This window comes from Aeromonas sp. R10-2, from assembly GCF_040908445.1.
Lineage (GTDB): Bacteria > Pseudomonadota > Gammaproteobacteria > Enterobacterales > Aeromonadaceae > Aeromonas > Aeromonas veronii.
In genome coordinates this window covers 1-26,235 of the sequence record NZ_JBFODS010000096.1, presented here as the reverse complement: position 1 = coordinate 26,235, position 26,235 = coordinate 1, and the positions used below count along the sequence as shown (strand labels likewise).

The 26,235-nt window shown below is 56.8% G+C and carries 28 protein-coding genes, 1 tRNA gene and 1 pseudogene; 26 read left to right on the top strand and 4 right to left on the bottom strand.

Annotation, left to right across the window (positions count from 1 at the left end; all coding sequences use genetic code 11):
* Positions 1-11 precede the first annotated feature (11 nt).
* Positions 12-293, bottom strand: coding sequence for an RNA-binding protein (locus AB5Y97_RS18510; RefSeq protein WP_005337180.1), 282 nt, complete (start codon positions 291-293; stop codon positions 12-14).
* A 216-nt stretch (positions 294-509) separates the two neighbouring features.
* Positions 510-1,052, bottom strand: a complete 543-nt coding sequence (locus tag AB5Y97_RS18505; RefSeq protein ID WP_368158692.1) for a hypothetical protein — start codon at positions 1,050-1,052, stop codon at positions 510-512.
* A 106-nt stretch (positions 1,053-1,158) separates the two neighbouring features.
* Between AB5Y97_RS18505 and AB5Y97_RS18500 the strand changes: the two genes are divergently transcribed.
* The 11 genes and pseudogenes from AB5Y97_RS18500 (at position 1,159) to AB5Y97_RS18450 (ending at position 9,289) form a co-directional block, all read left to right on the top strand.
* Positions 1,159-1,929 carry an amino acid ABC transporter ATP-binding protein gene (locus tag AB5Y97_RS18500; protein ID WP_368158690.1) on the top strand — a complete coding sequence of 257 codons (771 nt, stop codon included), beginning with the start codon at positions 1,159-1,161 and terminating at the stop codon, positions 1,927-1,929.
* The gene (locus AB5Y97_RS18495; protein ID WP_368158687.1) at positions 1,922-2,719 is read left to right on the top strand and encodes an amino acid ABC transporter permease; all 798 of its coding nucleotides are present in this window, start codon (positions 1,922-1,924) and stop codon (positions 2,717-2,719) included. Before AB5Y97_RS18500 ends, AB5Y97_RS18495 begins: the two co-directional genes overlap by 8 nt.
* 2 nt (positions 2,720-2,721) lie before the next feature.
* A complete protein-coding gene (locus AB5Y97_RS18490; RefSeq protein WP_139442150.1) occupies positions 2,722-3,543 on the top strand; it encodes a transporter substrate-binding domain-containing protein in 822 nt (273 codons plus the stop codon).
* Complete coding sequence (locus AB5Y97_RS18485; RefSeq protein ID WP_368158686.1) at positions 3,543-4,448, top strand: amino acid ABC transporter permease; 906 nt, start codon at positions 3,543-3,545, stop codon at positions 4,446-4,448. Before AB5Y97_RS18490 ends, AB5Y97_RS18485 begins: the two co-directional genes overlap by 1 nt.
* The gene (gene mepA / locus AB5Y97_RS18480) at positions 4,442-5,179 is read left to right on the top strand and encodes a penicillin-insensitive murein endopeptidase (RefSeq protein WP_368158684.1); all 738 of its coding nucleotides are present in this window, start codon (positions 4,442-4,444) and stop codon (positions 5,177-5,179) included. The genes AB5Y97_RS18485 and mepA overlap by 7 nt, the downstream gene beginning before the upstream one ends.
* Positions 5,180-5,264: 85 nt before the next feature.
* The gene (locus AB5Y97_RS18475; protein WP_167572572.1) at positions 5,265-5,855 is read left to right on the top strand and encodes a LemA family protein; all 591 of its coding nucleotides are present in this window, start codon (positions 5,265-5,267) and stop codon (positions 5,853-5,855) included.
* Complete coding sequence (locus tag AB5Y97_RS18470; protein WP_368158682.1) at positions 5,852-6,577, top strand: YgcG family protein; 726 nt, start codon at positions 5,852-5,854, stop codon at positions 6,575-6,577. The genes AB5Y97_RS18475 and AB5Y97_RS18470 overlap by 4 nt, the downstream gene beginning before the upstream one ends.
* Positions 6,578-6,597: 20 nt before the next feature.
* On the top strand, positions 6,598-7,215 hold the full coding sequence (locus tag AB5Y97_RS18465; protein ID WP_368158680.1) for a TPM domain-containing protein: 618 nt from the start codon (positions 6,598-6,600) through the stop codon (positions 7,213-7,215).
* Between the two features lie 145 nt (positions 7,216-7,360).
* Positions 7,361-7,448 (top strand) — tRNA-Ser (locus AB5Y97_RS18460).
* 128 nt (positions 7,449-7,576) lie between these two features.
* Positions 7,577-7,759: pseudogene (locus AB5Y97_RS18455) on the top strand (DUF6538 domain-containing protein); the annotation flags it as partial.
* A gap of 75 nt (positions 7,760-7,834) precedes the next feature.
* Positions 7,835-9,289 carry a site-specific integrase gene (locus tag AB5Y97_RS18450; protein WP_368158709.1) on the top strand — a complete coding sequence of 485 codons (1,455 nt, stop codon included), beginning with the start codon at positions 7,835-7,837 and terminating at the stop codon, positions 9,287-9,289.
* Positions 9,290-9,485: 196 nt separating this feature from the next.
* Here AB5Y97_RS18450 and AB5Y97_RS18445 read toward each other — a convergent pair whose 3' ends face one another.
* Positions 9,486-12,128, bottom strand: coding sequence for a phage/plasmid primase, P4 family (locus AB5Y97_RS18445; protein ID WP_368158678.1), 2,643 nt, complete (start codon positions 12,126-12,128; stop codon positions 9,486-9,488).
* Between the two features lie 593 nt (positions 12,129-12,721).
* Here AB5Y97_RS18445 and AB5Y97_RS18440 point away from each other — a divergent pair.
* The 7 genes from AB5Y97_RS18440 (at position 12,722) to AB5Y97_RS18410 (ending at position 20,836) form a co-directional block, all read left to right on the top strand.
* Positions 12,722-14,683 carry a class I SAM-dependent DNA methyltransferase gene (locus AB5Y97_RS18440; RefSeq protein ID WP_202040195.1) on the top strand — a complete coding sequence of 654 codons (1,962 nt, stop codon included), beginning with the start codon at positions 12,722-12,724 and terminating at the stop codon, positions 14,681-14,683.
* Positions 14,680-16,077, top strand: coding sequence for a restriction endonuclease subunit S (locus AB5Y97_RS18435; RefSeq protein WP_202040196.1), 1,398 nt, complete (start codon positions 14,680-14,682; stop codon positions 16,075-16,077). Before AB5Y97_RS18440 ends, AB5Y97_RS18435 begins: the two co-directional genes overlap by 4 nt.
* The gene (locus AB5Y97_RS18430) at positions 16,074-16,463 is read left to right on the top strand and encodes a PD-(D/E)XK nuclease family protein (RefSeq protein ID WP_202040197.1); all 390 of its coding nucleotides are present in this window, start codon (positions 16,074-16,076) and stop codon (positions 16,461-16,463) included. The genes AB5Y97_RS18435 and AB5Y97_RS18430 overlap by 4 nt, the downstream gene beginning before the upstream one ends.
* Positions 16,464-16,536: 73 nt before the next feature.
* Complete coding sequence (locus AB5Y97_RS18425; RefSeq protein ID WP_202040198.1) at positions 16,537-16,944, top strand: nucleotidyltransferase domain-containing protein; 408 nt, start codon at positions 16,537-16,539, stop codon at positions 16,942-16,944.
* A gap of 8 nt (positions 16,945-16,952) precedes the next feature.
* Positions 16,953-17,252 (top strand): nucleotidyltransferase family protein, encoded by a 300-nt coding sequence (locus AB5Y97_RS18420; RefSeq protein WP_111901650.1) that lies wholly within the window; start codon positions 16,953-16,955, stop codon positions 17,250-17,252.
* Positions 17,253-17,261: 9 nt separating this feature from the next.
* A complete protein-coding gene (locus AB5Y97_RS18415; RefSeq protein ID WP_005345157.1) occupies positions 17,262-17,651 on the top strand; it encodes an HI0074 family nucleotidyltransferase substrate-binding subunit in 390 nt (129 codons plus the stop codon).
* On the top strand, positions 17,648-20,836 hold the full coding sequence (locus AB5Y97_RS18410) for a type I restriction endonuclease subunit R (protein ID WP_368158673.1): 3,189 nt from the start codon (positions 17,648-17,650) through the stop codon (positions 20,834-20,836). The genes AB5Y97_RS18415 and AB5Y97_RS18410 overlap by 4 nt, the downstream gene beginning before the upstream one ends.
* A 285-nt stretch (positions 20,837-21,121) precedes the next feature.
* Here AB5Y97_RS18410 and AB5Y97_RS18405 read toward each other — a convergent pair whose 3' ends face one another.
* Positions 21,122-21,499 (bottom strand): hypothetical protein, encoded by a 378-nt coding sequence (locus AB5Y97_RS18405; protein WP_094697607.1) that lies wholly within the window; start codon positions 21,497-21,499, stop codon positions 21,122-21,124.
* Between the two features lie 261 nt (positions 21,500-21,760).
* On the opposite strand from AB5Y97_RS18405, the gene radC reads away from it, so the two are divergent.
* From radC to AB5Y97_RS18365, 8 genes are all read left to right on the top strand, one after another.
* On the top strand, positions 21,761-22,228 hold the full coding sequence (radC, locus tag AB5Y97_RS18400) for a DNA repair protein RadC (protein WP_368158671.1): 468 nt from the start codon (positions 21,761-21,763) through the stop codon (positions 22,226-22,228).
* On the top strand, positions 22,225-22,593 hold the full coding sequence (locus AB5Y97_RS18395) for a DUF2787 family protein (RefSeq protein WP_368158669.1): 369 nt from the start codon (positions 22,225-22,227) through the stop codon (positions 22,591-22,593). Before radC ends, AB5Y97_RS18395 begins: the two co-directional genes overlap by 4 nt.
* A 17-nt stretch (positions 22,594-22,610) precedes the next feature.
* Positions 22,611-22,739: a hypothetical protein gene (locus AB5Y97_RS18390; RefSeq protein WP_254902196.1), complete on the top strand. Its 129-nt coding sequence runs from the start codon at positions 22,611-22,613 to the stop codon at positions 22,737-22,739.
* Positions 22,736-22,879 carry a hypothetical protein gene (locus tag AB5Y97_RS18385; protein WP_005345168.1) on the top strand — a complete coding sequence of 48 codons (144 nt, stop codon included), beginning with the start codon at positions 22,736-22,738 and terminating at the stop codon, positions 22,877-22,879. The genes AB5Y97_RS18390 and AB5Y97_RS18385 overlap by 4 nt, the downstream gene beginning before the upstream one ends.
* Before the next feature lie 241 nt (positions 22,880-23,120).
* Positions 23,121-23,672, top strand: coding sequence for a recombinase family protein (locus AB5Y97_RS18380; RefSeq protein ID WP_060389232.1), 552 nt, complete (start codon positions 23,121-23,123; stop codon positions 23,670-23,672).
* A gap of 26 nt (positions 23,673-23,698) precedes the next feature.
* The gene (locus AB5Y97_RS18375; RefSeq protein WP_264786727.1) at positions 23,699-24,442 is read left to right on the top strand and encodes a hypothetical protein; all 744 of its coding nucleotides are present in this window, start codon (positions 23,699-23,701) and stop codon (positions 24,440-24,442) included.
* Between the two features lie 90 nt (positions 24,443-24,532).
* A complete protein-coding gene (locus AB5Y97_RS18370; protein ID WP_335830987.1) occupies positions 24,533-24,862 on the top strand; it encodes a recombinase family protein in 330 nt (109 codons plus the stop codon).
* A gap of 51 nt (positions 24,863-24,913) precedes the next feature.
* Entirely contained in the window at positions 24,914-25,732 is an 819-nt protein-coding gene (locus AB5Y97_RS18365; RefSeq protein ID WP_279458698.1) for a tetratricopeptide repeat protein, read from the top strand.
* Positions 25,733-26,235 lie beyond the last annotated feature (503 nt).

Here is a 26,235-nt window from a genome sequence, read left to right as displayed (position 1 = left end):
GCCGAGGTACCTTAGCGGTGGCGCTGTTGCGGGCGACCACGGGGAGCATCTGTCTTCGGTTTGGCCTGGTTGACGGTGATGGTACGGCCACCGACTTCAGTGCCATGCAGACCAGCGATGGCCTTCTCGGCATCACCATTGACCGGCATTTCAATAAAACCAAACCCCTTTGACTGGCCGGTATCACGGTCGATGATGATATCAACCTTGTCGACCTGTCCAAACTGGCTGAACAGGGTTTTCAGTTCGTCGGCCGTCATCCGGTACGACAGATTTCCTACGTAAATCTTCATGCCATCCACTCTCGATTCAAGGTGCCTTCTCTATGCAATTCCCAGCATAACGGTAAGGGCACAACCCCTATGCCGGACCTGCCATGGCTTCATGCCGTGGCCTTCTCCACACTGTCGTCAAGTGATTGATCTCTTGGGTTAACAGTGCAGACAAGATCAATTCGAGTCACTGGCAGTATCTGAGCTTTGCCGGGAATTGTCGAGAAAATAGTCGACTCAGGCCAATTGCAGATCTGACAACCGTTGCGCCAGCATCCGGCGACCGTGCCAGGCCCGTTTAAAGCCGAAGCGATAGACAGACGGGCTCACCAGATGCAGCTCCCCCGCCTTGAGATCCAGCAAGGTCATGGCCGCAGCCAGCTCCTCTTCACTCAGTTGCAGATCGAGGCTGAAGTCGAGCCACTGGCCGTCGTGACCCACTCGCCGCTCCCGCTCGAGCGCCACCAGCTGGCTGCGGGGCAGCGCCAGCGCTTCATCCTTATTCCCATTGAGCAGATAGATATGCTGTTCATCCCACCCCAGCTCCGCCAGGCGCCAGGGCTGCCAGCTGCGGGGCAGCGACACCATGATCCCGGTGATGCCACCAAAGACCACGCCTACCCAGTTGAGCAGCGCCATGGCACCCCAGCCATCCCACAAGGAGGCCACCACCACGCCCCAACTCACCAGCAACAGCAGAAAAATGACGCAGCGATAGCGAACCGCTGGCGGCATCAACAGCTGCACCTGCGAACCGGCAAGCAAGGATGTAATACGCATGAAAAGCTCCTGTCATCACGAAATGGCGCCATTGTGAATAGCCATCAGGATGCTGACAAGGGGGTTTTCTTTGTCATCCCCCTATAAAATCAATACCATGGCGTAAATGATTCTCAGTGGAACCCACTTCTTGACCAGCTCGCAACCCTGTGTGCGCTTTTGTAGCGTCGACAAATTCTATGGCGATTTTCAGGCTCTTCATCACATCGATCTCACCATTGAACGGGGAGAGAAGTGGGTCATCTGTGGCCCGTCAGGCTCGGGAAAATCGACCCTGATCCGTACCATCAACGGGCTGGAGGGGATCGACGACGGCCAGCTGTTCCTGTTTGGCGAGCCGGTAACCCCCGCCTACTTGCGTCGCCTGCAAGGTCGGGTCGGCATGGTGTTTCAGCAGTTCAACCTCTTCCCCCATATGACGGTGCTGGAGAACCTGATGGTGGCGCCGGTGCATACCCTGGGGTTGCGCCCTCAGGAGGCCAAAGCCCGGGCGCTCGGGCTGCTCGAGCGGGTGCGCATTCAGGCACAGGCCGACAAGTACCCCCACCAGCTCTCCGGCGGCCAGCAGCAGCGGGTCGCCATCGCCCGCTCCCTCTGCATGCAACCCGAGCTGATGCTGTTTGACGAGCCCACCTCCGCCCTCGACCCCGAGATGATCCGCGAAGTGCTCGATGTGATCCGCGAGCTGGCTGACGAGGGGATGACCCTGATCTGCGTCACCCACGAGATGGGCTTTGCCCGTCAGGTGGCGGATCGGGTGCTCTTTATGGATGAAGGGAAGATCATCGAATCGGCCCCGCCCGCCCAGCTGTTCAACGCCCCCCGGCACCCGCGTACCCAAGCCTTCCTCGAACAGGTGCTCAGCTATCATGGCTAGGCTCAAACGCCCCCGCCTGCTTGGCTGGTTGTCAGGCTCTGTGATGCTCTCTGCGCTACTGGGCTGGGCGCTCTATAGCGGCGCTCGCCAGATGGGCTATGAGTGGCAGTGGCCGCGGGTGTTGCCCTTTCTCGGCGAGTGGGATGAGGGAACCTTTTATGCCGGCCCCTTGCTAAACGGCCTGCTGGTCACTTTGCAGGTGGCGCTGCTCAGCCTGTTGGGCACTCTGGCGGTCGGGGTGTGCGTGGTCAGCCTGCGGCTGCTCCCCTCCCGGCTCGGCCCCTGGCTCGCCATCGCCTATCTGGCGCTGGTGCGCACCACGCCCCAGTTGGTGCAGCTCTATATTCTCTATTTCTTGCTGGGCCCCATGCTGGGATTGGCCCCCCTTGCCTGCGCCGTGTTGAGCCTCTCCCTCTATCAGGGGGCCTTCACCGCCGAAGTGCTGCGTGCAGGTGTACAGGCCATTCCCAAAGGACAGTGGGAGGCAGCCCAGTCGCTTGGCTTGTCACGGGCCATCACCCTGCGCAAGGTGATCCTGCCCCAGCTGGTGCGCATCACCTTGCCGCCACTGACCAACGAGCTGGTCTCCCTTATCAAACATTCGGCGCTGGTGAGTGTGATCGCCATCTTCGATCTGACCAACGAAGGGCGTACTCTGGTTGCCGATACGTTTCTGACCTTTGAGGTGTGGTTTACCGTGGCCGCCCTCTATTTGCTGTTAACCCTGACGCTGTCAGCCTGTTCGCGGGCGCTGGCCCGTCACCTGAATCCGGATCAACAAGGACGCTAACCATGAATCTGTCATTCAAGACCACCCTGTCGGGCGCTGCCCTGCTACTGACAAGCCTGCTCACTCCGGCACTGGCACAAACTGCCCCCTCCGACACCCAGGCACAGATCGAGCAGAGCGGTACCCTGCGGGTCGGCATGTCCACCTTCGCCCCCTGGGCGATGCGCGACAAGCAGGGGGCCCTGATCGGTTTCGAGATTGACGTGGCCCGTCGCCTCGCCACCGACAACGGCTGGCAGGTAGAGTTCGTGCCTACCGCTTGGGATGGCATCATCCCCTCCCTGCTGGCGAAAAAGTATGACGTCATCATCGGCGGCCTCACCATCACCCCCGAGCGGGAGAAGAGCGTGCGCTTCACCCAGGCCTACTCCCACTCCGGGGTGCAGTTGGCCGCCTCCAGCACTATGGCCAAAGAGAAGAAAACCGTGGCGGACTTCAACCAGCGCGGGGTGATCCTGGCGGTACGCCGTGGCGCCTCACCGGTACAGGTGGCAAAAGAACACTTCCCCAAGGCCACCCTGCGCCAGTTTGATGACGAGTCACAGGTATTTCAGGAGGTGCTGAACGGCCGCGCCCACGGCGCCCTCTCCTCTTCCCCGAAACCCGAGCAAGAGGCGCTGCGCCACCCGGATGCCCTCTTTATGCCGTTTGCCAAACCGCTGGCTGAGGGGAGTGAAGGGTTTGCCCTGCGCAAAGGGGATGATGCCCTGGCTGAGCAGTTCAACGAGTGGATCGCCGCCCGTCAGGCCGATGGCTGGCTCAAGGCGCGCCATGACTACTGGTTCAAGTCGCTGGCGTGGGAAGCGCAGGTCGCCAACCCCTGATGCTGATTGCTCTAAAAGAGACCATCCGGCGCATCGTCCGTGGGGCATGTCGGAACATCAACTGGCTGGATGGGACGATCGCCCTGATCCTGCTGCTGGCTGGCCTCTGGCTGGCCAGCCGCTTGCACATCGGGGTAGCCTATCAGTGGCGCTGGCATGAGGCCTTCGATCTGCTGTTCACCCCCGGCCCTCACGGCGAGTTGCCCTACTTTTTCAGCGGTCTGCTCACCACCTTGCGCATCGCCCTGCTCGGCATGGTGCTGGCGCTGCTGCTCGGCACTGCGCTGGGGGTAGCCGCCTTCAGCCGCCGCCCCTGGCTGGTGATGCCCGCGACCCTGTTTATCCAGCTGATCCGCAATCTGCCGCCGCTGGTCTTTATCTTCATCTTCTACTTCTTTATCGCCAACCAGCTGCTGCCTGCGAGCGGCCTCTCACGCTGGCTCGGCACCGTATCACTCTCCCCGTGGCAAGAGGCGCTGTTTGGCCCATCTGCCCGCTGGGAGAACCTCATCTCAGGCACCCTCTGCGTTGGCATGATCAGCGCAGCCTTCGTCGCCGAGATTGTCCGCGCCGGGCTGGCCGCCATCCCCCGTGGCCAGTGGGAGGCGGCGCAGAGCCTCGGGCTCTCTCCCTGGGTGCGGCTGCGCCATGTGATCCTGCCGCAGGCCATGCTGCTGATGCTCCCCCCCCTCACCGGCCAGCTCATTGCGTTGGTGAAGGATACCGCCATCGTTTCCCTTATCTCGGTGCAGGAGCTCACCTTCGTCGGCACCGAGATGGCCAACTCCAGCGGACTGGTCTACGAGATCTGGCTGCTGGTGGCCGCGGCCTATTTATTTATATGTTTGAGTCTGTTCGTATTGCTGAGCCGACTCGAAGCAAAACAAGGAGCACGCACATGCTGACGTCCCTGTTGCTGGCGACCGTATTGCAAGCGGAAGCCATCGGCGGTTATGCCGCCGGTTGCCTGAGAAACGGCGTATCCCTGCCCCTCGAAGGGCCGGGTTATCAGGTGATCCGCACCAAGCGGCTGCGCTACTACGGCCACCCCGACCTCATCCACTACCTGCAAGCGCTGGCCAACCAGACCCGCATGGCCGGGCTGCCGGATCTCTACATCGCTGATCTGGCGATGGCCCGGGGCGGCCCCTTTACCTCCGGCCATCGCAGCCACCAGACCGGACTTGATGCCGATATCTGGTTTCGCATGGCCAACCGTCCCATCAGCAAGTGGGAGCAGGATGCCCCCAAGGAGTGGGCGCTGATCGACGAACCCAGCTACAAGATGTTGCCAGGCCGCTTTGGCCCCCAGCAGCTCACCCTGCTGCGGCTTGCGGCCAGCAAACCCGAGGTGGCCCGCATCTTCGTCAATCCGGTGATCAAATCCGCGGTCTGCCAACAGGCTGGTAACGAACCCTGGGTCGCCAAGCTACGCCCCTGGGTGGGCCACTTCAGCCACTTCCACGTGCGGCTGCGCTGCCCGGTGGGCAGCCCCGATTGTGAACCCCAGGCTCCCATTCCGCCCGGCAATGGCTGTGGGGAAGAGCTGGCATCCTGGCTAAAAGACAAGCCCCAGCTGCCCAAGGTCTCCGGTATCAACAAGCGACCTGAGCTACCTGTGCGTTGTGGCAACTGACCCCAAGCTGGTATGGTGGTGCACTCTTGGTCGTACACCATCCATGGCGCACTATCGACTCGAAATACCAAAGGAGAACAACAAGATGGCCACATCACTCTGGCGCAGAACCACGCAGAGCCTGTTGACCCTGACCCTGCTGCTCGGCATGACCGGCTGCGGCATGAACAACATTCCGACCCTGGATGAGCAGGTCAAGGCGAGCTGGGGGCAGGTGGAGAACCAGTATCAGCGCCGCGCCGACCTCATTCCCAATCTGGTCGCCACCGTCAAGGGCTACGCCAGCCATGAGCAGGAGACCCTCAAGGCGGTCACCGATGCCCGCGCCCGGGTCGGCAGCGTGCAGGTGAGCGATCCTGCCCAGCTCAAGGAGTTTGAAGCGGCGCAGAACCAGCTCTCCAGCGCCCTCTCCCGCCTGATGGTAGTGGTAGAACGCTACCCCGAGCTGAAAGCGGATCAGCAGTTCCTTGCCCTGCAGGCCCAGCTGGAAGGAACCGAGAATCGCATCTCGGTGGCACGCCGCGACTATATCGAGGCAGTGCGCCAGTTCAATACCGAGATCCGCACTTTCCCCGGCGTTATCTGGTCCAAGCTGCTCTACTCGGATCTGGAAGCCAAACCCAGTTTCAGTGCCAAACCCGGTGCCGATGAGGCGCCCAAGGTCAGCTTCCAATGAAGATGATGCTGCGCTGGTTTCTTCCCTGTCTGCTGCTCTGGGCCACTGCCCTGCAAGCGGCACCCGACTTCCCGACGCTGAGCGGACGGGTGGTGGATGAAGCCAGTCTGATGTCCCGCAAACAGGCCCATCAACTGACCCAGCAACTGGCGGCCTTTGAAAAACGCAGCGGCATCCAGCTGGTGGTGGTCTCTGTCGACAGCCTCGATGGGGAGACTATCGAGGAGTACGGCTACCAGCTCGGTCGCCACTGGGGGATCGGCCAGAAAGGCAAAAACAATGGCGTGCTGTTGCTGATCGCCCAGGATGAGCGCAAGGTGCGGATCGAGGTAGGCTATGGATTGGAAGGCGCCCTGCCCGACGCCATCGCAGCCAACATCATCCATGGCCGCATCCTGCCCGCCTTCAAGCGCGGCGATATGGTGGCCGGGATCATGGCGGGCAGCCAGAGCATCATGAAGGCACTCGCCGGAGAATATCAGCCGGTCGAGCAGCCAAAGAGTGACAACGGTGGCGGCCCCTGGCTGTTTATTCTGGTGGTGATTGCGATGATCGTACTCCACAACCTGCGCGGAGGGGGTGGCGGTGGGCCGGGAGGACGACGTCGGTCGTCCTACATGGCCGGTGGATTGGGTGCCGGCTCCTTTGGTGGTCGCTCCGGCGGCGGATTCAACGGTGGCGGCGGCAGTTTTGGCGGCGGCGGAGCCTCCGGTGGCTGGTAACAGGAGTAAAGAGACAAATCATGATTTCTAAACAGTTCTTCCACACGCTTCAGGCAAAGGTGCGCGAAGCGGAGCTAGAGACTGATGCTGAACTGGTCACCGTGCTGGCCCCGGCCAGCGATGGCTATCGCTACATTCCCACCCTCTGGGCGGCGCTGCTGGCGATGCTCACCCCGCTGCTGGTGTTCCAGCTCGGCTTCTGGCTAGACTGGTACGAAATCCTGCTGGTGCAGTGGTCGGTCTGGCTGCTGCTGAGCCTGCTGTTCCACTGGACCCCCATCAAGATGCGGCTCATCCCGAAGAAGGTTCGCCAGCACCGGGCGGCCCTGATGGCACGCCTGCAATTTGTCGAGCAAGGGCTGCACCGCACCCGCGACCGACTCGGGGTGCTGATCTTCGTCTCGGCCGCCGAGCACTATGTAGAAATACTGGTGGATGATGGCATCGCCCAGCATATCGACAACGGCCAGTGGCAGGAGATCATCGACGACTTCGTGGCGCGAGTGCGCAACAGGGAGATCGAACAGGGTTTTCTGGAGTGCGTGGAGCGCGTTAGCGCCATTCTGACCGATGCCTTCCCAGCCACCCGGGATCAAAACGAGCTGCCGGACAGTCTGATCATCCTCGACAAGCCCTGATCCGGTTTAAAAAACCGGCATTCTGCGCAAGGGTTAGGCATTCGGAAAAGATTATGAAAAATAAGGGGAAAAGTGGTTGACCCACACAGCCCTTTCCCCTAAATTACGCCCCGTTCCAGCGCAACAGCGCAGCGAACGAAAATTTGGTGAGGTGTCCGAGTGGCTGAAGGAGCACGCCTGGAAAGTGTGTATACGGCAACGTATCGAGGGTTCGAATCCCTCCCTCACCGCCACATTGAAAACCCCTGCTTTCGAGCGGGGGTTTTTCTTTATAGGTCAAAAACTTCCTGATTTCATAGCGATTTTGTGATCAACCCTTCCATCCCGGCACTTCCGAGGTGGTACAAAAAGGTGGTACAAAATGAGGTCTATGAGCAACCTACTCCAAAACCGAAATGGCACATGGTACGCCCGTGTCGTCATCCCCAAAGAACTACGCCCTTTGCTTAACGACCAGTGGGAGTTTCGTCGTTCTCTGAGTACTACGAACGAGTCTGAAGCACGTCGGGCCGCTCTACCTGTCCTAGATGAACTTTATCGCCTGCTGGAAGCCGCCAAGATTGATCTAGCGGTCCAGCCCCTCGACCTCTCCAATGCGGCAGACTGTTGGTACAACTCGATGATAGAGCGACTGGACGAGCCTGATGTACGTGGTCGCTTCATTCGTCAGGTGTGGGATGGTGATGGTTTGGTCTGGGAGGACTACACCGAAATTCTGACCAAGCTGGAGGAGGAAAAAGACGCCAAACGAACCCGCGATGTGCAGAAAGGGCTTGCCCGCTTCCTGACCTGGATGAAGCCTTACATCGACGAGGCATTCCAGCTCACGGGGCTTCGCCTGTGCGTCGATTCGGCCAACTATGTCGCTTTCGCCGAGCTGCTGGCGGGCAAGTTCAAGGCCCTCTCCAGAGCGGTCATACAGAATACCGCGACGAACGCCAATCAAAGACGTATCGGCCAGCCCGAGATCCCCCTTGTTCCTGCTGGTGACACCACGGTGACCATAATCAGCACTCGGGGGATCCGCCTGTCTGCCCTGTTTGAGCGTTACAAGGCCACCATCAAGCGGCGAGAGCCGAAGAAAGCCGATGGCCGTATCCTTGAGTATCAGGTCGCCGTGGAGCGGTTCATCGAGCTGATGGGGGATAAGGGCATCGAAGACATCTCCAAGAGGGACGTTTCCGAGTTCCGCAACCTGATGGAGCAGCTGCCAGCTCGCCCTAAACGCCATGTGTCCGCCATGCCGTTACGCCAGCAGATCGCCTATGCAGCAGAGCACAGTTTGCCTCGTCTGACTGCTGCTACCGTCAAGAAACTGGGACGAGCCCTGTCAGCGGTGCTAGGTCATGCGGTGGACGATGGCCTGCTAGAGTTCAATCCTGCTCACGGGGCTAAGTACACGGAAAGCGTCATCAACCCGCTGGCTGAGCCGGAGCGCCCGTACACTTCGACCGAGCTGGCAACCATGTTCGGTTCCCCGCTGTTTGCCAGACGTACTCAGCATACCCGATTCGGGGAGGCTCACTACTGGGTGCCGCTGATGCTCTACTACACAGGGGCTCGGGCCGAGGAGATTTGCCAGCTCTACGTAGCGGATGTCATACAGCAGGATGGCGTCTGGTTCTTCCGGGTGGCGGAGTTGCGAGAAGACCAGAGCGTCAAGAACCGCAGCAGTAACCGAGACATTCCAGTACACCCCCATCTGTTGGCGCTGGGCCTGCTGGACTACCTCCGCTCATTGCCTGCCGATGGTCGTCTCTTCCCCCTGTTGCAACCCTCTGGTCCCAAGCAGAACTACCATGTGCGACTGGGAGTCTGGTGGCAGCGGTATTTACGTGAAAAGCTCAAAATTGAGCGAACAGATATTCAACCGTTCCACAGCTTCCGGCATACCTTTATCAACTTCATGCGGGAAACGGGTGTACGTGAGGATGTACAGAACTCCATCACAGGCCACAGCCAATCTGGCGAGAGGACGGCAACAGGCAGAAGGTACGGCACCTATACGCTGAGCTTGAAGAAGGGTGTCATTGATGCCATCCCGCTGGCTCTCATCCCTGCCGATGCTGGATAAAGGGAAGGATGGGTCTGCCGAGATGCTGAAATTTTCGCATTTTTAAGAACTTTTTCTACGAGATTTCATACAGAAAAAGTTCTATAAAATGCTGAAATTTCCGCAGATTGACTGCTTGGTTTGGGCCCTTTGCTTTTGTTGGCGGGGAAAGCAGGGAAATCAAAAACGGCAGAGGGGCCCGCAGGCCCCCCATTCGTTATACTGTGTAGTTAGCTCCTGGCTCAGGCCGCTGTTCCCGGCTTGGCGTTACGCTCATGTCCGCCATCTCGCTGTCGAGCAGGGTCAACCCGATGACGGTTGCCTTGCTGTTGTAGCGGGGGACAGCAAAGCCCTTCTCAATCAGCTTCTTCTTGAGGGCCAACTGCTTCATGGCCCATTCACCGTTCTGCTGTGCCCAGCGGCTGTAGACTGCGTAGACCTCGCTCATGGGCACTTTGGCCCCTGCTCTGGCCTGGCTGCACTCCTCCAGGAAGCACCCCACCAGGTCTGACTCGGCACGGTAGCTTTCGACGTCCGCCTTAAGGCTGGCAGGCATGGACGCCTTGAGGCCCTGCTCCTGCCACATCTGGCAGCCCTTGATGGCCCAGTTGAGGATACCGGACATCTCGGCTTGCAGCTTCTCCATTAACATCGGGTCCAACTGTGTCTTCGTGAAGGAGGCATTGAAGGGCAGCATCAGCATCCGACGCCACATACCATTGCTGGTATCGCGGATCTCGGGCTTGTGGTTACCCACCATAACCAGAGAGAAGGATGGGCGGAACTCCATCTCCTTCTTGGCGTAGGGAGCACGAGCGACAATTACGTCATCCCCCGTCATGGCCTTCACCAAGTTCTCATCCATACGGGCCCCCTCTGGCAGCTCGTTGGCGACCACGAGACGTGCATCCACCAGCTTGGTCAGTGATGGATTCGGACCGGTATTGCCGTTGCGGTTGAACAGCAAGACGTTGCTGCTGATCTGCCGACTGAACTCTCCCAGCAACTGCTGGATGACCGACATGAAGGTACTCTTGCCGTTGCAGCCGCCCCCGTGGAGGAAGAACAGGAGCTGTTCGTCGGTGCGGCCGGTGATCCAGTAGCCCACACAACGTTGCAGAAAGGCCGCATACTCGGCATCGCCACAGGTGATCTCGCCGATGAACTGCTCCCATCGTGGGCAGGTGGCGGCTGGGTCATAGGCCACAGGGCTATGGTGGGTCATCATGAATGCCCGTCTCGGTGCCAACAGGCGACCCGACTTCAGGTCGATGACACCATTGGCCGTGCCCAACAGCATCGGATTGGCGTTCAGCTCGTGCAGTCTTGCCGTCATCATCGGCTTGGCCAGCTCCAGCATGTTCTGAATGCCTGCTCGGTTAAGGCTGCTAGAACCGTGTCTGAGCACTGCATAGGCCCAAGACAGCTCCTCTTTCTTGCACGCCTGCTTGATCAACATCTGTCCGATTTCCTGGATCTCTTTGCCCACGGTTTGAGCAAGGATCATGGGCGTCAAGTCATTCTGGGTCCAGTGCGTACCATCGAAGTGGATGAAGCCACCTAACTCAGGGACGAACTTCAGGTTATGCCCGTGCATCTGCACGAACCGTTCAGCGTTGGCCGAATCGTTGAGCTCGTTTTCAAAGATGGCAGTACGTGGCATGACCTTGACTACTTCCGGCTGCTGATCATCGTCCTGAACGGCTTCGGCTTCGGCTTCGGCTTCGGCTTCAGCCACAGGCTCAACTAGGGTGAATGCCGCCACCAGTTCGGCCAGAGGCAAGGGGTTGTCGCCATGCAGGTATTCGTCGATGTCCTTGACGCTATCCGGCAGCTTTACTTGGGTCAGTTTGAGACCGAGTTGGGCCACCTTTGAGCGGTACTTGTCGCCCGCGTCATCAGTGTCGAAGAAGGTTACGACGTCACGGTCAGCCAGCTCACGCTTCAACCACTCCAGCTGGGTCTGTGACAGCGTGCCAATGCTAGCCAGCACAGGGCCCGGCCAACCGGCATCCACCAGCGACAGGCGGTCATTCTCCCCCTCTACCAAGGCGACAGGACCTGGAGCATTCAGACACTCTTCCCCGTAGAACTGCACCCCGTTAAGCCAACAGGCGCTCGGCAGTTGGTACTGGTGCTGCTTGCTCGGGTCCTTGAAGGTGAAGCGACTGACTTGTCCGTTGCGGTCGAAGTGCGGGAACACATAGACACCGCTCGGGAAGAAGTCACGAAGCAGATCTGGGGCATCGTTGCGAAGCTTGACCAGACCGGAGGCCAGTCGCTCCTCTTGGCTGAACCCTGCATCCTTCAGAACCTTGTTCAGGCCACCGGAGAAGCCGATATCCAACCCCACCAACACCTCCTCAGAGTGGCCACGCCGCTCCATCAGTTCGTCTACATCCAGACGGGACTGATAGTGACTAGCTGCGAGATTGAAGAGTTCTTGCAGGCGAGCAGGTGGGGCCGTGTAGATCGGCTGCTCCAGCTTCACCACTTTGCGAACGGTTGGGGTGACTGCCAGTTCTCCCAGCAGGAGCAAGCGGGCTGCATCAGCAGGGCTACGGGCTTTGTCGCACTTGACGACTAGATCGAGCACATCCCCATGTTCATCACAGCTAAAGCACTTAAACCTATCGTCGTCAGGATAGAGGGTGAAGCAATCATTATGGCCGCACAGTGGGCAACTGGCATCATCCAGTCGATAGGTGTTGGAGCCGACTTTCTTGACGTCTTGCCCGGTCAGGGCCGAGGCGACATCCATAATGGGGAACTGCTCTTTGATGGCAGCAAAGTCGATAGTCAGGGAGTGGCCAGCATCGGCCAGGGCAAATTCAAGGTCAAATTGAGTGGATTGAGACATGGTGTCTCTCCTCTTAGAGGACCGCTGCTGTGGAACTAAAATTAGGTTGTGTGTGTTCCAAGCGGCGGTAATCAGGTCGGGTAACAGCGCCCCCCGTGGGCCTATGGCGTGAGCCAAGGTGCGATGTGCGGGGGCGTCTGCCCGCCGACAACCCCGACTATACGGATCGGCAGAAGCAATACAACCCCTCTTTTTTCCTCCCCAAGGTCCCATTTCGAGTTTTCGTTGTGAACAACGCAAAAACGGCTATTCATGAAATATTCTAATGATTGACAACAGGTGATGTAGTGACATCCCTTGCTAAGTTGATTGCTGCCCTCCGCCCCCGCCAAATAGGTAGGATATGAGGTCTGCCGATCTGCTGAAATTTTGGCAGATTTAAGAACTTTTTCTACGAAGTCTCATACAGAAAAAGTTCTATAAAATGCTGAAATTTCCGCAGATTGAGCACCCTAATTGGCCCTTTTGCCCTTGTTGGCGGGCCAAACGGGAAAATCAAAAACGGCAGATTTACGCAGCCTGCTCCGAGGCCACGACTGGAGGCCAGATGCTGTGATAGGATCACGCTATTTCGAGCGTTCCACGGGGTTTCCATGACAACCAATATCTCATCCCTTGCCAACCTTATCTGGTCGGTGGCTGACCTCCTGCGAGGTGATTTCAAACAGTCCCAGTATGGCCGCATCATCCTGCCCTTCACTGTCCTGCGTCGTCTTGAGTGCGTGCTGGCCCCGACCCGTGACAAGGTGCTGGCCACCGCAGAGAGCACCAAGGCCATGCCCGAGCTGGCCCGCCATAAGTTGCTGCTAAATAGCGCCGGGCAGAGCTTCTACAACACCGCCAAGCTCACCCTGGACAACCTTGGCGAGAAGCAGATCGGTGACAACCTGGATGCCTATGTGCGGGGCTTTTCCCGTGAGGCGTTCGAGGTGTTCGAGCACTTCAACTTCGCCGCCAGCATCGATCTGCTGGAAGATGCCGACCTGCTCTACAAGGTGGTTCGCAACTTCGCCAACGTCGATCTCTCCCCCGAGACCGTCGATAACTACCACATGGGTCTGGTGTTCGAGGAGCTGATCCGCAAGTTTGCCGAAAGCTCCAACGAGACCGCCGGGGAGCACTTCACCCCCCGCGATATCGTGAGGCTCACCACCTCGCTGGTGTTTGCGGCTGATGACGAGGCCCTGACGACGGCAGGCGTGGTGCGAACCATCTATGACCCCACCGCGGGCACCGGCGGCTTCCTCTCCTGCGGCATGGAGTACCTGCACGAGTTGAACCCGGCGGCACGACTTGCCACCTTCGGCCAAGAGCTCAACCCCGAGTCGTTTGCCATCTGCAAGGCCGACATGCTGATCAAGGGGCAGGACATCAGCAACATCAAGCTGGGCAATACCCTCTCCGACGACCAGTTGCCGCTGGAGAAGTTCGACTACTGCCTCTCCAACCCGCCATTCGGGGTGGACTGGAAGAAGGTCGAGAAGCAAGTGCGGGACGAACACCTGCTAAAGGGCCACAGCGGCCGCTTCGGGGCAGGTCTGCCCCGTGTCTCTGACGGCTCACTGTTGTTCCTGCAACATCTTATCGCCAAGATGAAGCCGGAGGGTGCCCGGATCGGCATCATCCTCAACGGCTCCCCGCTCTTTACCGGTGGAGCGGGCAGCGGCGAGAGCGAGATCCGCCGCTACATCCTGGAACACGACCTGCTCGATACCCTGGTGGCCCTGCCCACCGACATGTTCTACAACACCGGCATCGCCACCTATATCTGGGTGCTGTCGAACCACAAACCGGCCGAGCGTAAGGGCAAGGTGCTGCTGATCAACGCCAGCGACATGCACAGCCCAATGCGAAAATCCTTGGGCTCCAAGCGTAAGCAATTGAGCGACGAGGCCATTGAGCAAATCGTCCGCCTCGCCAGCCGTTTCGAGGCGAGCCCGATCGCCAAGATTTTCCCCACCACCGCCTTCGGTTATCGCCGTATCACGGTGGAGCGGCCACTGAAATTGGCGTTCTATCCGCAGGATGCCGAGCGCCTTGCCAGCCTCACTGCCGATAAGGGGTGGGCCAAGCTCGATGGCACCCTGCAGTCTGCCATTCTGACAGCATTGGGCCAGTTTGCTGAGGCCAAGTTGCTCTCTCGCGACAAATTCAAAAAGCAACTGACCAAGCTGCTAGGTGAGGTCAAGCTGCCAGCCCCGGCCTTCAAACTGCTGGTAAGCCATTTGGCTGAGCAGGACGATGCCGCTGAAGTGTGTAAAACCAAGGGCGAGCCGGAAGCCAACTCCGATCTGCGGGATAACGAAAATGTGCCGCTGGGGGAAGACATCCATGAATATCTGAAGCGTGAGGTGCTGCCCCATGTGCCGGATGCCTGGATAGACACCAGTAAAACCGACCCGCTCGATGGCCAGGTGGGTATCGTTGGCTACGAGATCCCCTTTAACCGCCACTTCTACCAGTACCAGCCGCCCCGGGAGCTAGCAGCCATCGACGCCGATCTCGATGCGGTCGCCAAGGAGATTATGCAGTTGCTGGCGGAGGTACACTCATGAGCGAAGTCGTTGTAGCGTCTCAGCAAAAGTTGGTGGGTAAATATAAGCCGTATTCAGAATATAGGGATTCAGGGATTGTCTGGTTTGGCAAAGTACCTATTGCATGGTCTTGGACTGCATTGAAAAGAGTTGTCTCGGCAGAGAGACCAATAACTTATGGTATTGTTCAAGCCGGACCAAACATTGAAGATGGGATTCCTTACGTTCGACCCACTGATATGACAGATGAGGATGGAATAAAAGAAGGCATTGAGCTATTAAAAACGTCTGACGAAATTGCAAAAAGTTATCGTCGAAGCATGGTCGATAGTGGGGACATAATTTGTTCTATTGGCCCGAGTTTTGGTAAGTTAATGATAGTTCCTGATAGTTTACGGGGAGCAAATCTTACACAGGGAACTGCACGAATCGCAATTGCGATTAATCATGATACTCGATACTTTTTCTGGTGTTTAAGGTCATTGTCGAGTTACCAGCAGTGGGAAAGCTCTATTGGTGGGGCAACGTTCAGAGCTTTAAATCTTGGTCCCTTAGCCGATACATTGGTTCCTTTACCACCGGTAAAGGAGCAAAGTCTAATTGCAGCCTTCCTCGACTATGAAACCGCACGGATTGATCGGCTGATTGCCAAGCAGCAGCGGCTGATCGAACTGCTGAAAGAGAAACGGCAAGCGGTGATCTCCCACGCCGTCACCAAGGGTCTCAACCCCGATGCCCCGATGAAAGACTCCGGCGTCGAGTGGCTCGGCCAAGTACCCGAGCATTGGAATGTCACTAAGTTCGGATTTATTTCTAATGTTGTAAGAGGCGGTTCTCCTCGCCCAGCTGGTGACCCCGAACTTTTTGATGGCGACTATTCTCCTTGGGTCACAGTTGCAGAGATTACTAAAGATGAAGAAGTGTATTTAGAAAGCACGGAGAGCTTTCTTACTGAAAAAGGAAGTAAACAGAGCAGAGTATTCAAGCGAGGTACGCTTTTGCTGTCAAACAGTGGAGCAACTCTTGGTGTGCCTAAAATATTATCAATAGATGCAAATGCCAATGATGGTGTGGTTGGTTTTGAAAAACTTTCTGTAAACACTGAATATGCTTACTTTTACCTATCGACCCTGACTGATAATCTCCGAGAACGCATAAAGCAAGGCTCGGGGCAGCCTAACCTTAATACTGACATCGTTAAGTCAATTGTGATACCTCTACCTCCATCGGGTGAAGTCGAAGCAATTCTATCTGAAATAAAAACTCATCGGATAACCTTCTCAGTTTTAATTAGCAAGGCGGATACCGCAATCAAACTGATGCAAGAACGCCGTACCGCCCTGATTTCCGCCGCCGTGACCGGCAAGATCGATCTGCGTGGCTGGACACCGCCAGCAGAAGAGGCAGCAGCATGAGTTCAATGCCGCCAACCGAGGCGACTGATGCTATCGCACCAGCCAGCAATGACGAGCAGTACCGCTGGCTGACCGAGCTGATTTTCGATAGCAAGGAGCTCGATAAGCTGGGGGGCATGGTCTCCGAGTTCAATCTGTTTGAGGCAATGGGGATGGTGCGTCAGGAGATCCGCCACTCCCATTTTTTCGGCACCCTCTTCAATCCCCGTGAGCCCCATGGTTTGGGCTCTCGCTTCTTTGAGTCGCTGCTTTCAAGGTTGCTCTATGACTTGCCGGATCGACGTAGTGGCGAAGTCTCTCTGCTCGATATCGATCTCTGCGATTACGACGACCTGCAGGTATTTCGCGAGCAAGATCGTATCGATCTGCTGCTGGTGAGCCCGTAGGTTCGATTAGCGAAGCGTAATCGGACGATCGCGTTATCAGACCTTCTCGTTTTCTCGCACAGGAGTGAATGGTATGACTCTGCCTACCCTCACCACACAGTTAGCCGCACTCGCCGCCGCTCACCCCGAGGTGATGGTGCTGTGGCTCTATGGTTCCCACGCCAAGGGGAACGCTGGGCCCCATAGCGATTGGGATCTGGCGGTAGCCTTCGACCCCGTCAAATTGGTTGACTCTCTGGATAACCGGTTGCGGCCCGAGTTGCTGGCCCTCGACTGGCAGCGAGCCTTGGGGCTGGCCGAGGGGCAGTTATCGGTGGTCGATATCAATCAGGCGCCCATTCCGCTTGCCTTTGCGATTGTCGATGCCAACCGGGTACTGTTTTGCCGCGATCAGGGTCGCCGTCTACGTGAAGAAGCCCGTATCATGTCGCAGATGGAATTCCTTCTCTACAGCCAAGCCAATGAGCATAAGAAATACTGAGGTCTGGTATGCAGCTTGCCGATTACCAATTTCTACAGGCACTGGCGAGATTACCGTTTGTCGAGGCGATCTGGCTATTTGGCTCGCGAGCCCGGGGTGAGCAGCGTGAACGCTCCGATATCGATCTCGCCATCGAGTGCCCCGGTGCCTGCGAGGCGCAATGGCAGCAGGTGTTGGCGATCATCGATGAGGCCGATACCCTGCTCCCTATCGATTGTGTGCGACTCGATGAGGAGTCGCCCCAGAGCCTGCTGTATCAGGCCATCCTGCGTGACAGGGTGCCTCTCTACCGACGAATGACGCCTTAAGGAAGTGCAATGAGTCTGGATCTGAATCTGGTTGCCCTTGGCAACGCCCTGCAACGTCTCGCCGAATCCCTGAGCTATGACGCGAGCCAACCGCTGGTGGTCGATGCCAGCATCCAACGCTTCGAGTTCTGTATCGAACTGACCTGGAAGACCCTGAAAAAGGCGCTGGCGGCGGAAGGTATCGAAGCCAATACCCCCCGTGAGTGCATGAGCCAAGCCTATGCGGCCCACTGGCTGGCCGATGAGACGGTCTGGTTGTCGATGCTCAAAGATCGCAACCTGACCTCGCATACCTACAAGGAAGCTCTTGCGGTCGAGATCTATAGCCGTCTGCCGGGGCATCTGGCGGCGATGCAGTCGCTTTATCAGGTACTGCTGGCCCGAGGGGGTCAGCCATGAGCCTGGACCTCAGTTTGGAAAATAGGGCTCGGGAGAAGGCATTTCAGGATCATATCATCGAGCAACTGGTCGCATCAGGTTGGTTGGTCGGTGAGTCGGCACTCTATGACAAAGAGCGAGCCCTCTATCCGGAAGATTTGATCGCCTATGTGCAGGAGAGCCAGCCAGAGGGGTGGCAGAAATACTGTAAAACCTACGGTGAGGAGCCAGAGCGTCATCTGCTCAACGCCGTGGCTCGATCCCTTGAGAGCGATGAGCGGGGTACTTTGTGGTTACTCCGTCATCAAGTAGAGGACCGAGGGCATCGGCTGGCCGTGGCCACCTTCAAGCCCGACCATGACCTTAACCCAGAGCTGGTTGAGCGGTATGCCAAGAACCGGCTGCGGGTGGTGCCGGAGCTGGTTTACAGCCCTCACGGCTATGATGGACGACTCGACCTCACCCTGTTCCTGAACGGCATACCGGTGGCAACGCTGGAGCTCAAGTCGTGCTTCAAGCAGAGCCTGGAGAACGCCAAGCAGCAGTACCGCGTCGACCGCCCATTGGTGACGGCGGGCAAGCGTGAGCCCTTGCTGGCCTTCAGGCGGGGGGCGCTGGTGCACTTTGCCGTCAATCAGTTCGAGGTGGCGATGACCACCCGGCTGGCTGGGGCAGATACCTTCTTCTTGCCGTTCAACCGTGGCACAGCCCAAGGCGGTGCGGGGAACGATCAGCCTGAGACAGGGTTCGCCAGCGAGTACCTATGGCAGGAGATTTTCGCACCCGAGACCTTCCTCAATATTCTGGGTCGCTATCTGCATCTGCAGGTGAAGCACGAAGAGGACGCACTGGGCCGTCTCAAGAAGAAAGAGACGATGATCTTCCCCCGCTATCACCAGTGGAAGGTGGTGGAGACGCTGCTTGCAACGTTGAGCCAAGAAGGCAGCGGCCAGAAGTACCTGATCCAGCACTCGGCGGGCTCGGGCAAGTCGAACTCTATCGCTTGGTTGACCCATCAGCTCGCGTCGCTGCGGCGAGTCAGTGACGGGGATAAGCTATTCAATTCGGTCATCGTCGTCACCGACCGGACCGTGCTCGATAGCCAGTTGCAGGAGACCATCGCTCAGTTCGATCACGCATCCGGGGTGATCTCCCGCATTAATCGGGAAGAGGGGGATGGCAGCAAATCTGCTCAGTTGGCCGAGGCACTGACCAGCGGCACTCCCATCATTATCGTCACCATTCAGACCTTCCCCCATGTGCTCAAGGCGATTCAGGAGAGCTCCAGCCTGAAATCCAGCCGCTTTGCGGTGGTGGCCGACGAGGCTCACTCCAGCCAGACCGGCAAGACTGCCCGTCAGCTGCGTGAGGTGTTGATGGCCGAGCAGTTGAATGATGAAGAAGAGCTCTCGGCCGAGGATGTGATGAACCTGACCTTGGCTGCCCGTGGCGGCAGCCAGAACATCAGCTACTTCGCCTTCACTGCTACCCCGAAGGCCAAGACGCTGGAGCTGTTCGGTCGCTCGCCCAAGCCCCATCTGCCCATTTCTGATGAGAACAAACCCGAGCCATTCCATGTCTACACCATGCGCCAGGCGATCGAGGAGGGGTTCATCCTTGACGTGCTGCGGAACTACACCAGCTACCAACTGGCCTATAAGCTGGCGATGGAGAGCGAAGCGGCTGATGCAGAAGTGGACAGCAAGAAGGCCAAGCGCAAGCTATCCCAGTGGGTCCGGCTGCACCCGCACAACATTGGCCAGAAAGTGCAGGTGATAGTCGAGCACTTCCGCCAGCACGTTGCACCGCTGCTGGCCGGTCAAGCCAAGGCGATGGTGGTGACCAGCAGCCGGATGGAGGCGGTCCGCTACAAGCTGGCGTTCGACAAGTACGTTAAGGTCCAGGGTTATCAAGCCATTCGGGCCATGGTGGCCTTCTCGGGCGACATCGAGGACGAGGGACAGACGTGGAACGAGCGGAACATGAACCCGGAGCTGAAGGGCCGGGACATGCGTAAGGCGTTCGATACGGCTGACTATCAGGTGATGCTGGTGGCCAACAAGTTCCAGACCGGGTTCGATCAGCCCAAGCTGTGTGCCATGTATGTGGACAAACGCTTAACCGGGGTGGACTGCATCCAGACCCTCTCGCGGCTCAATCGCACCTATCCGGGCAAGGAGAGTACCTATGTGCTCGACTTCGTGAACGACCCGCAGGATGTGCTGGAAGAGTTCCAAAAGTATTACGAAACCGCCACGCTGGATTCAGTGTCGGACCCGAACCTTATCTATGACCTGTTCCACAAGCTCAAGGGCGAAGGGATCTTCACCTGGCCCGAGGTGGTGGCGTTTACCGATGCCTACTTCGACCCCAAACGGGGGGCCGATGCCTTCTTGCGGCACGCCGTTCCGGCCAGAGATCGCTTCGCCAAGCGTTACCGGCTGGCCATCGATGCTATTCGGGAGTGTCGGACCCAGCTCAAATGGCTGATGGAACAGGGCGGATCAGGTAGCGATCAGGCCAACGCCGAGCGGCGGTTGAAAGAGGCAGGGGAAGCCCGTTCGGTGCTGGAGCTGTTCAAGAAGAACCTCAACGGCTATGTGCGGTTTTATGAGTTTGTCTCCCAGATCACCCCCTTCGACGATTACGACATGGAGCGGCTGTGTGTCTTTGCACGCCACCTGCTGCCCCTGCTGCGGGAAGAGGTGTTGGATGAAGAGCAAGTAGACCTTTCCTCGGTGATGCTGAGCCACTACCACCTCAAGGCCAAGCGGACCCAGGATCTGCAACTCAAAGAGAATGCTGCCGGTTATGGATTGGAGGGCATTGCATCCCTCGGCAGTGCCAAGCCGAAAGAGGAGAAGAAGGATTTCCTCTCCGAGCTGCTGGCTCGGATGAACGATCTGTTTGGCCTGGAAGTGACTGATGGGGACAAGCTCGACTGGGTGCAGGGAATGGTGACTAAGCTGAGTGAAAACGGGCCCCTGATGGAGCAGGTCCGCAATAACCCACGGGAATCGATTCTGCATGGCGATTTTCCAAATGCGGTGGATGAAGCGGTCATCGGACGAATGGAAACCCAGCAGGGCATGTCGCTGACGTACCTCTCTCACCCCGATAAGGCCAAGGCGTTGCAGAATATGCTGCTGGACTTGCTGCTCGAGGGGTTGGCTGGCCATCAGTCATTACGGACACAGAGCCAGTAGGCGTTTTCTGGAGAGGCATGTCAGGGTTGACGTGCTCCTTCAGCGGGCAACGAGACCGAGCAAAGGAAGTGGCAACAACATCCTAGGGCTAGGTAGCTAGGTAGCTAGGTAGGTCGAGGAGGTCTGCCGATCTGCTGAATTTTTGGCAGATTTAAGAACTTTTTCTACGAGATTCCATACAGAAAAAGTTCTATAAACAGATGAGATTTCAGCAGATTGAACATCCGAAATGGCCCCTTTGCCTTTGGTGGCGGGCAAAAGGGCCAGATCCAAAATCAGCAGATATTAGCTTTGCGGATTTCGCAGTGGGCGCCAGACGTATCCTGATAGCTCTTTGGCATTTGCCGGGGGCAGAGTATGCAGATCATCTGCTTCGAAACCGAAAAGATTCATCATCTCTGACAGGGAGTGACAGAGGTACTCGCCATCAGCTCGGCTGAAGGTGCCGTCATAGCGCTGGATGAAGTTCGGGGTGAAGCTCTCACCTGTTGTGCAGACTGGCTGTGTCTGTATCTTGAAGTCTTCTGGCTTGCCTTCTGTAATCTTGACGGCGTACCCGAGCAATGGATAACGCTCAAGGGTTGTTTCTCCGTTGTCATTTGGTTCGACAATGATGTAACCGTACTCACTGGGTTGAGCGGGGATAAAATGAGTAGTTGCCACTGGTGTTCTCCTTCACACAAAACGAGACTGTATTGCTAACAAATGGTCTCAAGTGGGTTTTTATCCCTCCTTTTTGACCATAAGTGGAAACATATCGCGTCATGAAAGGGAAAACCGTGAAATCCGTCTAAAAAGTTTTAAGAGGGCTCATAGGTGAATGTGGGCCCCTGCACCCCTTATACCAGTCCCGTTCGGATTCAATAACAACCAGGCCCCCTGGCATAAGTAACTCGTGTACCAAAACGACGCGAGGTTACTGTTATGACACATCACTACGACGATCACCCCGGACAGAGTGATCACATCATCAATCAGGCATTGGCCATTCTGGAGAGCCGACAGCGGCATCTGGGCCACGCCTTCACTCAGCCCAAAGCGGCAGCAGATTTCCTTCGGCTCAAGATGGGGGAGTACGAGCGGGAAGTGTTCGCCGTCATGCTGCTCGACAATCAACACCGACTGCTCGATTACCAAGAGCTGTTCTTTGGCACCATCAATGCGGGCACTGTTCATCCCCGTGAGGTGGTCAAGGCGGCCCTCAACAGAAACGCCGCAGCGGTCATACTGGCCCACAACCATCCCTCCGGTATGGTCGACCCTTCAGACGCAGACAAAGCGATTACTACTCGTCTCAAGGATCTGCTCGAGATGGTAGACGTGCGAGTGCTCGACCACTTTGTGGTGGGACAGCACGACATCGTTTCGTTTGCCGACAGGGGGCTGCTATGACCCCATCCAAACCGCTACAGGCCCTGTTCGCCAAGTTAATCGACCTCCACCCCGATGCCACTGCCCTGACCCTCAACTTCCGCAGTCCCGATTATTCCGCCGACACGGGCGGTTACCGTCCGGTCGAAATCCGTCTGGAAAAACGGGCTGGTAGCTGGGGGATGGCCTACGTCACCGAGTTCACTTACCTCGGTGGCGAGCTGGTCAAGGATCTCGATTTTGACTTCAACGCCGGGCTGGCCTCACAGCTCTGGTGTGGAGAGTGGCCGCTGGCCACCACCATGGACCTCTACCGGCTCTGGGAGAGGAACTTTCTCGACTATCACCGGATGGAGGTCTACCGCCTGAAGATAACCCCTGAGTAATCGCTATGAATGACTTCATGAAAACCTTGCTGCTGGACGCCTTGAAGGCAGCCCTGACGGCGTTCGCGTCTGTCATCGTCAACGCGATGATGGCTCGCTACATGCCGCCACACTTCTACAACATGAACGAAGAGGACTACCCATGAACAAAATGATCCTGACCTCGGTGACTCTGGTTGCCATTGCAGGGGGAACCCTGATGATCCGCCTAATCGCCCGTGACAAGGCTCATGCCGAGGAGCTGGCCAAGGTATTGCGGATGCCGGGCGGGGCGACGCGTCATTGAGATCCCTCGGTCGGCACCCTGCATGACCAATAGATAAAGCAGCCAGAGCTATCTGGCTGACAACCCTTGCGGGCCCTCCATCACGGAGCGGCCCGCTTTCATTTGTATCACTGGCACAGGTCAATAGACCAAGCCCGTGTGACGCGAGCGAAAGTGCCACTTTTTGCCGGTCATATGGGTTCCTTTCGACCTTCTGACCGGTCGCGTCAGTGTACCTTGCCCTATTGACCAGGAGGAGACCATGGCACTGGTGGGATATGCACGTGTCAGCACTGTGGGCCAGAGCCTGGATGCCCAGCTTCAGGCTCTGGCCGAGTGCAGCAAGATATTCAGGGAGAAGGTGAGCGGTGCCAAGGATGACCGCCCTCAGCTCGCGTTGATGCTGGATTTTGTTCGTGAGGGAGACGTAGTGATGGTGACCAAGCTGGATCGCTTGGCTCGCAACACTCGCCACCTGTTGGAGATCTCGGAGTACCTGCACGCTAAGCGGGTTGCTCTGAGGATTTTGAATCTGGGTATCGATACCTCGACACCTACCGGAAAACTGATGTTAACCATGATCGGTGCCATCGCCACGTTTGAGCGGGAGCTGATGCTGGAGCGTCAGGCAGAAGGGATTGCTATGGCAAAACAGCGTGGGGTCTACAAAGGTCGCAAGCCGACCGCCATGGCTAAAGGGGAGGAGGTGCTGTCACTCGCTGAACGGGGACTAGCCAAGGCCGAAATCGCACGTCGAACGGGGATCAGTCTCTCCAGTGTGCAGCGGATCTTGCGTGGACTGTCTGGCGAATGAATAGTTTTGACAACAAGGAAAACTACATGGAACAAGAGAAGACGAAACAAGAGTCCGGCCGGTTCTTCGAGCAGCGGGAGACGTTTTCGACACAGATGGCGAGCAAATGGGCCCGTTATCGTCTGTGGCTGAAGCAGTCGCTGCGTAGAGACCCTGAGCTAGATTCGAGTGAGGTCAACAATAATCCCTACCAGCGGGGGGGCATTTGCAGTTACAACGCCTACCTCTCGGGGATGTTGAAGGCTCACTTGTGGGGAATATGGTTAACTGCGGTGGTTGTCATCGTGTTCTACTTTGGGTTGGGAATGGCAGGCTTTCGGTCAAATCGCTTCCCAGGCTTGCCGATCATGCTGTTGGTCGCGGCCTTTTGGTCATTCCACTGGGCCCTGATCAGCTTTATCTGCCTCGAAAAGCGGCTTAGGGCGATAGGGATGGCTCAGAGTAAGCTGCGAGTCATTGCCCTGGCGTCGGTTGGTATGACAACAGCAGGCATCATGTTCGGATGGTTTATCCGCTTTAAACGTGATGGCATGGCTGGGAACCCCTTGATTGATTTCGCGATGTCACAGTACGAAGCTGTGGGCCAGATAGGTGCCGGTATGGTCTACCTCGGTTTTGCCATGCTCTTCGTACTGCCTTGCTACCGTAATAGCGATGCGTTATCAGAGGGGGTAAAAGAGGAGCTGGGGAAGGTGCAGGGCTATCCGACCCCGATCCTGTTGGTGTTCCATGTGCTTCTGCTGTTTCCGGCAGTGGCGATTCTAGCCTAGTAGACTTGAAGGAGCTCACATCAGAGCTCCTTTTTCTTTAGCTTGTATGCTGGGCATCAAGCCAGTCGAGATATTTGGTAAACTAGGCTCTTGCTGGAGATCACAGACCAGTTACACGCCAAAGGGGTAACATTACAGATCCAGAATCTAGGCATCGACACGGCCACTCCGACAGGTAAGCTAATGCTGACCATGATCGGGGCCATCGCCACGTTCGAGCGGGAAATCATGCTGGAGCGTCAGGCGGAAGGAATCGCCTTGGCTAAGGCCAAAGGGGTCTACAAGGGCCGGAAGCCGACAGCGATGGAGAAGCGGGATGAGGTGCTGCATCTTCTATCGCAGGGCATCGCTAAGGCATCTGTTGCGAAACGGCTAGGAATAAGCGTGTCGAGTGTACATCGAATAGTTGGTCAGAGGTAACGACCACCATCGCCAAGTTTATGTTTAGAAACATTGTTCAAAGGAAACTCTATGTTCTCCCAAAAGGGATTATTAACAGCTCTACTAATAGTGGTCAGCATAGCTCTGAGCGGGGTTACTGAGGCGACAGGGACTGAAATTGATGCCGCAATGGCTCAACGAATTCAAGAGTCAGCCAAGCAAGGGGAAGCTGATGGGCAATACGCACTAGGCTGGATGTATGAACAAGGGCAAGGGGTAAGCCAAGACGATAAGCAAGCTGTGAAGTGGTATCGTAACGCCGCAAACCAAGGCTATGCACTAGCTCAGTATGAGCTTGCTAGGATGTATGCTTTAGGTAAAGGGATACCTCAGGATGAAAAGAAGAGTGTGGAGCTGATCATTAAAGCAGCAGATCAAGGGTATGCCCAAGCTCAATATCAACTGGGACGTTTGTATCAAGCTCCTCTGATGGACCTTGGCCCGTTAACCGAACAAGCTCCATCGGCTTTTGTTCAAGTTGATGATAAGCAAGCTGTTATGTGGTATAGAAAGGCCGCTGAGCAAGGCCATATTGATGCACAATTTGCACTCAGCAATATGTATTACTACGGGCACGGAATTCCTCGGAGTAAAACGCAAGCCTATGCTTGGGGGCGGAAAGCTGCTGAGCAAGGTCATGCCCAGGCACAACGTGCTGTTAGTTACTATCTGCTAGGTGAGAATAATTTAGTTGAAGGGTATGCTTGGTTATTGACAGCGTCAGCAAATGGTGACTCTGTAAGTAGTCATGTGCTCCATGAGCATGAAAAAAAACTCAACAAACAAGAATTAGGCAAGGCTGAAGCTTTAGCAGAACGATATTTTCAAGAGTATCAGCCCAAAAATTGAGTCGTAGTAGCTAACTTGAGGCCCTGAGTTAATGGATTGCATTGGGTTTAGCAGTAAGTGATCTAATGCGTCTAGTGGTACAAACTAGTGGTACAATCGGCAATGTTACAAGTCATTGCATCGCAATGAAATCAGTGGTTTACATAATCGTGGATAGTATCGAGGGTTCGAATCCCTCCCTCACCGCCAAATTTAAAAAAACCGACCTCAGGGTCGGTTTTTTGCTTTCCGGCAAACGCAAACACCTATGTCGACAAGTGAGCCAGAGCCACGCAGTGGCAGATCATCCACTCTCTCATCCCCCGGTTTGCAAAGCCCTGATGGAACATCACAGCTTTTCATATTGCCAGCACCCGCCCCCTAGCTTGCTTTTGTGATTGCCCCACCCGACAAGCGTTCCTTCCTGTCACAACAGGAACAACAGGAACAACAGGAACAACAGGAACAACAGGAACAACAGGAACAACAGGAACAACAGGAACAACAGGAACAACAGGAACAAC